Origin of the sequence: Proteus sp. fly-1067 (assembly GCF_040139345.1) — a bacterium.
GTDB lineage: Bacteria > Pseudomonadota > Gammaproteobacteria > Enterobacterales > Enterobacteriaceae > Proteus > Proteus vulgaris_B.
The window spans coordinates 1-620 of sequence record NZ_JBEEUL010000149.1 but is presented as its reverse complement, the minus strand read 5'-3'; the positions used below and the strand labels follow the sequence as shown (position 1 = coordinate 620).

The 620-nt window shown below is 35.3% G+C and carries 1 protein-coding gene; it reads right to left on the bottom strand.

From position 1 onward, the window contains the following. The coding region (locus tag ABN217_RS19680; protein WP_349459920.1) for a hypothetical protein at positions 1-568 on the bottom strand (568 nt) is incomplete at its 3' end. Positions 569-620: the final 52 nt, after the last annotated feature.

Sequence of the window (620 nt, the reverse complement as noted above, 5' to 3'; positions counted from 1 at the left end):
TTTGCACGTTATTTAGAAATAATTTTTTCTTGTTGATATCTGTGATACCAGAGGATACCTTAGAAAAAACTGAAATCGCATTCAGCCCTGTTTCACAACTATAATTAAGTGTAGTTGATTTAGTGCCATAGGTGGTTCCTTGAACGGGTTTAATTGCAGCATTTTTCCATTCTACGACGGCTGGAGTATTGATAGTGCATGCAGGGCGAACTAAAAAACTAGGAATTATTCTTGTAGATTTAATCGTCGACCATCCGCTAGCAGCTCCACCTGGATGAAATGCATTAGCAAAACTTTTGAAAGTCAAGCTATTATCAGATGAAATCGAATAAAGGCCTGGTTTTACATATGCTGACCCACTATTATATATTCTATATTTTAAACCTGATGCTTTTTGAGTTGAGCTTACCCCACTAAAAATAGAGTTACTGTAGTATTTATTGAAAGTATCACTAGGAGGCTTATTTGCTGTTATTACTTTATTCTGATTATTCCCGTCAATATTTAGAGAGATGCTACCAGAAACAATAACCAAATATAATGTAGTAGGAGAACTGGGTGACTCCATATTAATGAGTGGGACACCATAATATTGACTAGGTGAACCTATGTATTTAGAG